This is a genomic window from Rhizobium sp. SVR5-2C (genome assembly GCF_056755115.1).
In genome coordinates, this window is record NZ_JBNDHT010000090.1 from 20,156 (window position 1) to 27,523 (window position 7,368).

Annotated in this window: 8 protein-coding genes and 1 pseudogene; 5 read left to right on the top strand and 4 right to left on the bottom strand. The window is 61.8% G+C overall.

The features are described from left to right. Positions 1-49 precede the first annotated feature (49 nt). Positions 50-313, top strand: a complete 264-nt coding sequence (locus ACPYOI_RS23105) for a hypothetical protein (protein WP_168829338.1) — start codon at positions 50-52, stop codon at positions 311-313. Positions 314-439: 126 nt separating this feature from the next. Next, positions 440-742: a DUF1883 domain-containing protein gene (locus ACPYOI_RS23110; protein ID WP_481417349.1), complete on the top strand. Its 303-nt coding sequence runs from the start codon at positions 440-442 to the stop codon at positions 740-742. Positions 743-752: 10 nt separating this feature from the next. Here the strand turns inward: ACPYOI_RS23110 and ACPYOI_RS23115 are convergent, their stop codons facing one another. Both ACPYOI_RS23115 and ACPYOI_RS23120 read right to left on the bottom strand, forming a co-directional pair. Beyond that, positions 753-2,069 carry a replication-associated recombination protein A gene (locus tag ACPYOI_RS23115; protein WP_481417348.1) on the bottom strand — a complete coding sequence of 439 codons (1,317 nt, stop codon included), beginning with the start codon at positions 2,067-2,069 and terminating at the stop codon, positions 753-755. After that, positions 2,066-3,469: a DegQ family serine endoprotease gene (locus ACPYOI_RS23120; protein WP_481417347.1), complete on the bottom strand. Its 1,404-nt coding sequence runs from the start codon at positions 3,467-3,469 to the stop codon at positions 2,066-2,068. Before ACPYOI_RS23120 ends, ACPYOI_RS23115 begins: the two co-directional genes overlap by 4 nt. 139 nt (positions 3,470-3,608) lie before the next feature. On the opposite strand from ACPYOI_RS23120, the gene ACPYOI_RS23125 reads away from it, so the two are divergent. Both ACPYOI_RS23125 and ACPYOI_RS23130 read left to right on the top strand, forming a co-directional pair. Further along, entirely contained in the window at positions 3,609-3,980 is a 372-nt protein-coding gene (locus ACPYOI_RS23125) for a YkvA family protein (RefSeq protein WP_481417346.1), read from the top strand. Between the two features lie 35 nt (positions 3,981-4,015). Beyond that, positions 4,016-4,366, top strand: a complete 351-nt coding sequence (locus tag ACPYOI_RS23130) for a lysozyme inhibitor LprI family protein (protein WP_481417345.1) — start codon at positions 4,016-4,018, stop codon at positions 4,364-4,366. Between the two features lie 30 nt (positions 4,367-4,396). On the opposite strand, the gene ACPYOI_RS23135 is transcribed toward ACPYOI_RS23130, so the two are convergent. Then, positions 4,397-4,780 (bottom strand): YybH family protein, encoded by a 384-nt coding sequence (locus ACPYOI_RS23135; RefSeq protein WP_481417344.1) that lies wholly within the window; start codon positions 4,778-4,780, stop codon positions 4,397-4,399. Positions 4,781-4,829: 49 nt separating this feature from the next. Continuing rightward, positions 4,830-6,668 (bottom strand): dihydroxy-acid dehydratase, encoded by a 1,839-nt coding sequence (gene ilvD / locus ACPYOI_RS23140; protein WP_481417343.1) that lies wholly within the window; start codon positions 6,666-6,668, stop codon positions 4,830-4,832. Positions 6,669-6,994: 326 nt separating this feature from the next. Here ilvD and ACPYOI_RS23145 point away from each other — a divergent pair. Beyond that, positions 6,995-7,368, top strand: a pseudogene (locus ACPYOI_RS23145) (protein-methionine-sulfoxide reductase catalytic subunit MsrP); the annotation flags it as partial.

Sequence of the window (7,368 nt, forward strand, 5' to 3'; positions counted from 1 at the left end):
TCGCCGGCAGGAATCGCCGGCACGTTGAAAACCTCGAAAGGAAAAATCGATGTCACGTCTTTCTTCCGGCGCGTCCGCCGATCCACTCCAACGCAACACCGCGCCTGCCCGCTTCACGATTGGCAGAAACAGGCGCGGTCAGTGGATCGTCGCAGACCGCGACGGGCTGGTCGGCGGTCTCTTCATCAATGAGTCCGCCGCCCTTCATTTTGCTGCGGCTGAGTGCAATCACAACCCGGCCGATATCTGCCGCGCGGACGGCCTCGTGCCAGACTCTGCGCTGCTCAGCACACCAGAACCCCGAATGCATTGATTGATTTACGGTGCTCCTGCTATCCCACAGCGGGAGCACCTGACGCGTTACGATCTCTCGTAGCCAACTCTTCCTTAACCGGCATCCGTTAAGATCGATGGTCCAGACACTCCGCTACCGAGACCGATGCCGAAACCGAACTTTCGCTTTACCCACTTTGACCTCAAGGAGCAGCGCGCCGGAACCGTCATCGAGGTGACGCTGAGCGCGGTCAACAATGTACGGCTGATGACAGCGCCGAACTATCAGCGCTTTACCGAGGTACTTGACTTCAAATACGTCGGAGGCGTCGCCAAGAAATCGCCCGTCAGGCTAACCATCCCGGACAGCGGTCATTGGCATCTGGTCGTCGATATGGAAGGCCATCACGGCCTTGCCGAATCCTCGGTGAAGATGATCGGCGGATCGGCCGGCCAGAAGCGGGCCTAGAGAGCGGCGATTAACGTGGACTGCGCTCTTTTCTCAGCTTCGCCCAGTATTCCAGGCGCTTGCGGATATCCCGCTCGAAGCCGCGCTCCGGAGGATCGTAAAAGGTCTGCCGGCCCATCTTCTCCGGAAAATAGTCCTGCCCCGAAAAGGCGTCCGGCTCGTCATGGTCGTAGCGATAGCCTTCGCCGTAGCCTTCGCCCTTCATCAGCTTGGTCGGTGCGTTCAGGATGTGCTTCGGCGGCAGCAGCGAGCCGTACTGCTTGGCAGCCTGCGTCGCGGCCTTGAACGCCGTATAGACGGCATTGGATTTCGGGGCGGTCGCCAGATAGACGCAAGCCTCCGCCAGCGCCAATTCACCCTCCGGTGACCCGAGGTAGTCATAGGCGTCCTTGGCCGCATTGCAGATCACCAGCGCCTGCGGATCGGCAAGGCCGATATCCTCCACCGCCATGCGCACCAGCCGCCGCCCGAGATAGAGCGGATCCTCGCCGGCGTCGAACATGCGGGCGAGATAATAGAGTGCCGCATCCGGATCGGAGCCGCGCACCGACTTATGCAATGCCGATATCAGATTGTAATGGCCGTCCTGCGCCTTGTCATAGACCGGCGCGCGGCGCTGCACGATGCGCGTCAGAGCCTCCGTGTCAAAGGTCTCGCCGTGACGGGCGGCCCGCCAGACCTCTTCGGCAAGCGTCAGCACGGCGCGGCCATCGCCATCTGCCATGCGCAGGAGGCTCGCCCGCGCATCATCCGCCAATGGCAGGGCTTTGTGCTCGATCGTCTCGGCGCGCTTCAACAGCACTTCCATGCTTTCTTCATCGAGCGGTTTGAAGGTCAGGACGCGGGCGCGGGAAAGAAGAGCGGCGTTGAGCTCGAATGACGGATTCTCGGTCGTTGCACCCACGAGGATGACGGTGCCGTCTTCCATGACCGGCAGAAAACTGTCCTGCTGGGCGCGGTTGAAGCGGTGGATCTCGTCGACGAAAAGCAGCGTCTGGCGGCCGTCCATACGGCGCAGGCGCGCCGATTCGAACACCTTCTTGAGGTCGGCGACACCGGAGAAGATTGCCGAGATCTGTTCGAAGGCGAGACCCGCTTCGCCGGAAAGCAGCCGGGCAACCGTCGTCTTGCCGGTGCCCGGCGGACCCCAGAAGATCATGGAGCCGAGCGAACCGCTCTCGATCATCCGGCGCAGCACGCCATCTTCGCCCGTCAGATGTTCCTGGCCAGTGACCTCGGCGAGCGACTGCGGCCGAAGCCGATCGGCGAGAGGCCGCCTGTTGGCCACCTCTTCAGGAATACGCGGTGCGAAGAGATCGTTGCTCATCGGAAAAACTGCCGTATCCGCTGGCCGTCACGCTCAATCTCGACCCGCCAGAAGCCTGGATCGGCGTCAGCCATTTGTTCCAGCACCTGCGTCGTCTGCACTGGCGAGCCGTTGATCGAAACGATGATATCCTTCGGTTCGAAACCCAGGCGGCCGGCGGGCGAGCCATCCTTCACTTCCGCGATGACGACGCCGGTCGATTCGGTCGGCATGCGCAGTTCGTCGGCTACCCTCGGCGAAAGGTTCTCGACGACCGCGCCGGTGAAGGGCGTGCGCCCGCCGATCGTCCGCTGATCGCGCGGCGAGGTTTCCGGCGCCCGCTCAAGCGTCAGTGGGAGCTGCTGTTCGCCGCCGTTCTCGACCACGCTCAGATTGACAGCGCTTCCCAGCCCGGCGGTCGTCAGGCGATAGAGGAGCGCGTCCGGGTGTTCGACCGGAATGCCGTTCACCGCGGTTATGATCTCGCCTGCCTTGATGCCGGCCTTGGCGGCAGGCCCGCCCTCTGTCACCTTGACGACCAGCGCGCCGCGGGCCTTGTCGAGACCGAGGGCCTCCGCAACTTCGGAGGTCACCGCATCGAACGTGGCGCCGACATAAGGACGCTCGAACGACTTCGCACCCGCATCGGCCGATGTCAGGAACACCTTCACGAGATTGGCGGGGATCGCGAAGCCGATACCGTTCGACCCGCCGCCGCGCGAAAAGATCGCGGTATTGATGCCGATCAGTTCGCCTTTCATGTTCATCAGCGCGCCGCCCGAATTGCCTGGGTTGATGGAGGCGTCTGTCTGGATGAAGAAGCCGAACTCGTTCTTGACAACCTGATTGCGCGCAAGCGCGGAAACGATGCCTGATGTCACCGTCTGGCCGACACCGAAGGGGTTGCCGATCGCAAGCACCAGGTCGCCAACCTCGACGGCATCGGAATTGCCGATTGCAAGCGTGGGGAAATTCGCCTTCGTCTCGATCTTCAGCACCGCCAGATCGACCCGGTCATCACGCAGGATGACCTTGCACGGGAACTCGCGCCCGTCCGACAGCGCCACCTTGATATCGTCCGCACCCTCGATGACGTGGTTGTTCGTCACCACCGTGCCGTTGGCCTCGACGATGACGCCGGAGCCCAGCGAGGATTGCTTCTCCGTGCGGTTCGGCATCTGCTGGCCAAAGAACTGTTCAAAGAACGGATCGCCCGCAAAGGGGGACTGACGCTGCACCGTCTTTTCCGCGTAGACATTCACCACCGCCCCTGCCGTCTGCTTAACGAGTGGCGCAAAGGAAAGCTGCATTTCCGTCCGGCTCTGCGGCACCGCCCTGGCGTCTTGCGCGTATGCGCCGAGCGGCAAAGCGACGACCAGCGCAACGAGCGAAATGAAAGCGGGTTTCAACAGGCCTTGCATTGGAATCCCTTCTGAAATTGGTATTGAGAATGTGTTGTAGCGCCGGACGCTAGAAAGGAAAGAGGGCGGAAGGATGGAAGAATGAGGCGGCCTTGAAAGCACTTGAGGGACCTGCAACGTTGAATCAGGAAAGCACGGCATGGAGCTGATATCGAAAGCTAAAATATGGGCGAAGTCACTGAAGCGTGACATCGTCGCTTTGTGGCTCGCCGCCCGCGATCGGCGCGTTCCTTGGTACGCCAAGGTGATGGCCGGCGCAGTGGCGGCCTATGCGCTTTCGCCCGTCGACCTGATCCCCGATTTCATCCCCGTCCTCGGCTATCTCGACGATCTCATCATCGTGCCGCTCGGCATTCTGCTTGCCGTCAAGCTCGTCCCGCGGCAGGTCATGGCCGAACTCCGGGCAGAGGCCGCATCGCGCGCCAGCCGCCCGACAAGCCGCACAGGGCTCGTTTTCATCCTTGCCGTCTGGGCCTGCTGCATCATCTTTCTGGCGCAGGCGTTCCTTTGAGGTGCCGCCCCTGCCTTGCGAAACAGGAAAACTTGATGAGACCTCCCCTCGCCTTCGCCATACTTGTTTTCTCTCTGTCGGGCTGGAACGCCGGGACCGGTTGGGCCGCCAGCTTCGATTGCGACGCGAAGGAACTGAAGCCTGACGAAAAGGTCATCTGCGCGAACCGGGCGCTGAACGACGCCGACGTCAGGATGGCAACGACCTTCGATCTGCTTTCGGGCCTGTTGGCCATGGGCGCGCGAGGCACCCTACAGGACGAACAGACAGCGTGGCTCAAGAAGCGCGAGGAATGCGAGGCGGACGCCGCCTGCATCAAGGCCGCCTATGACGAGCGGATGAAGCAATTCGGCGAGACCTACAAGAACATCAACCGGCCGCTTTGATCTGACCGGAAGCCACTTCAACGCATCGGGTCAATTGCCGGCGGTCATTAGGTTGGCGTCTCGGGCGAGCAGCCATCGCCCGTCATCGGTCTTGCGGAAGATCGTCAGCGTATAACCGGATCGCTGCACCGTCGGTCCGCTAGGTGACGTTATGGTCAGCTCAATGAAGCTGCGCATATAGGCCCAGTCGCCAAGCACGTTCAGCTCCTCGATCGTGCTTCTACCGTCGAGTTTGACATCGCTCATTTGTGCCGCCGACGCCGCGAACTCCTCTCGGCCGAAAGGCTTGCGGCCGGGCACCATAAACACGACGTCATCGGTCATCAGGCTGAGAACCGTGGCCGTGTCGCCGCGCTTGCTCGCGGCGAACCACCTTTCCAACACATCCCGTATGGCGGCTTCGTCATCAGACATCATTTGCCTCCCGTTGTCCCGAGCGGCAGCCGGCGCATCGGCGATCCGCTCAACGCCCGCCGAGGTCGCGCACCGCGCCGCGGTCCGCGCTCGTCGCGAAGGCCGCGTAGGCCTTGAGCGCTGTCGTGACATTGCGCTTGCGATGCTCGGCCGGATGCCAGCCCTTCTCCTCCTGCTCGGCACGGCGGGTCGCAAGTTCGGCGTCGCTGATGCGCAGGCTGATCGTGCGGTTGGGGATGTCGATATCGATCATATCGCCCGGGCGCACGAGGCCAATCGTGCCGCCGTTTGCCGCTTCCGGCGAAACGTGGCCGATCGAGAGGCCCGACGTACCGCCCGAGAAGCGGCCGTCGGTGATCAGCGCGCAGGCCTTGCCGAGGCCCTTGGATTTCAGATAGCTGGTCGGATAGAGCATTTCCTGCATGCCGGGGCCGCCCTTCGGGCCTTCGTAGCGGATGACGACGACGTCGCCTGCCACCACCTCGTTGCTGAGAATGCCCTTCACGGCCGAGTCCTGGCTTTCGAAGACCTTGGCCGGGCCGGAGAATTTCAGGATCGATTCATCGACGCCCGCCGTCTTGACGATGCAGCCGTCGAGCGCGAGGTTGCCTCTGAGCACGGCCAGGCCGCCATCCTTCGAGAACGGATGTTCGACCGAGCGGATGACACCGTTTTCGCGGTCGGTATCGAGCTCTTCCCAGCGGGCGCTCTGGCTGAAGGCGACCTGCGTCGGCACGCCGCCGGGTGCAGCGCGATAGAAGTCGCGGACCGTCTCGCTGTTGGTGCGGGTGATATCCCAGCGGTCGATGGCATCGCCCAGCGTTTCGGTATGAACGGTCGGGCAATCGCGGTTCAGAAGCCCGCCTTTATCAAGTTCGCCAAGGATCGACATGATGCCGCCGGCGCGATGAACGTCTTCCATGTGAACGTCGCTCTTGGCCGGGGCGACCTTGGAAAGGCACGGCACACGGCGCGACAGCGCGTCGATATCATCCATCGTGAAATCGATCTCGCCTTCATGAGCGGCCGCAAGGATGTGCAGCACGGTATTGGTGGAGCCGCCCATGGCGATATCGAGCGTCATCGCGTTTTCGAAGGCCTGCTTGGAAGCGACATTGCGCGGCAGGACCTTGTCATCCTCCTGCTCGTAATAACGGCGGGCGAGATCGACAATGAGATGACCGGCTTCGACAAAGAGGCGCTTACGGTCCGCATGGGTTGCGAGCGTGGAGCCGTTGCCGGGCAGCGACAGGCCGAGCGCCTCGGTCAGGCAGTTCATGGAGTTGGCGGTGAACATGCCGGAGCACGAGCCGCAGGTCGGACAGGCCGAGCGTTCGATGATCTGGACATCCTCGTCGCTGATCTTGTCGTCGGCCGCGGCGACCATGGCATCGACGAGATCGAGCGCCACCTTCTTGCCCTGCAGCACGACCTTGCCGGCTTCCATCGGACCACCGGAAACGAAGACGGTCGGAATGTTGAGACGCAGCGATGCCATCAGCATGCCGGGGGTGATCTTGTCGCAATTGGAAATGCAGACCATGGCATCGGCGCAATGGGCGTTGACCATGTATTCGACGCTGTCGGCGATCAGTTCGCGCGACGGCAGCGAATAGAGCATGCCGTCATGGCCCATGGCGATACCGTCGTCGACGGCGATCGTGTTGAACTCCTTGGCGACGCCGCCAGCCGCTTCGATCTCGCGGGCGACGAGCTGGCCGAGATCCTTGAGGTGCACGTGTCCCGGCACGAACTGCGTGAAGGAGTTCACCACCGCGATGATCGGCTTGCCGAAATCCGAATCCTTCATGCCCGTCGCGCGCCAAAGGCCGCGCGCGCCCGCCATGTTGCGGCCGTGGGTCGTGGTTCTGGAACGATATGCGGGCATCGGCGTCTTCCTCGATCTAGCGGAATAATGCGAGCGATGCGGGCGGCAAAAGGCTTGCGGAACCGGGCGATCGCTGCTTTTTGGAACTGTCCTATTCCAATCGGCCGGGGCTGTCACTACCGGCAGGGGCAAATCCGGTACGCCACTCATTTGCGCCATCGAGCATATACGATGAAGCGCAGCCTTTTGTTACAGGCTATTCCATCACAACCAAACACAAAAAATTGGCTTCACGAAAGTGATCTTCAAGGCCTACACATTAGTCTGAAACGCTGCTGATGCGTTTATTAAGATATCGGGCCGCCCCCGCCCAGGAGGATTTCGAAATGCCAGCCTACCGTCCGCCTAAGATCCCATCTTCGGAGATCACACCGCGCCAGATTTATCTGCGCCGTCGCGAATTCCTCGGAGCAGCAACGCTTGGCGCCATGGCGCTCTACGGCGCCGGACAGGCGAGCGCTGCGGCGCTTTCCGCCGTCGAGAGCAAGTACAAGGTCGATGAGAAGGCGACGCCGCTGAAGGACATCACGACCTATAACAATTTCTATGAATTCGGTCTCGACAAGGGGGACCCGTCAGCCCTTTCCGGTGATTTCAAGCCCCTGCCATGGACGGTCAAGGTCGACGGTATGGTCAGCAAGCCGGGGACCTTCGACATCGAAGCCCTGATGAAGGAGTTCCCGATCGAAAGTCGTACCTA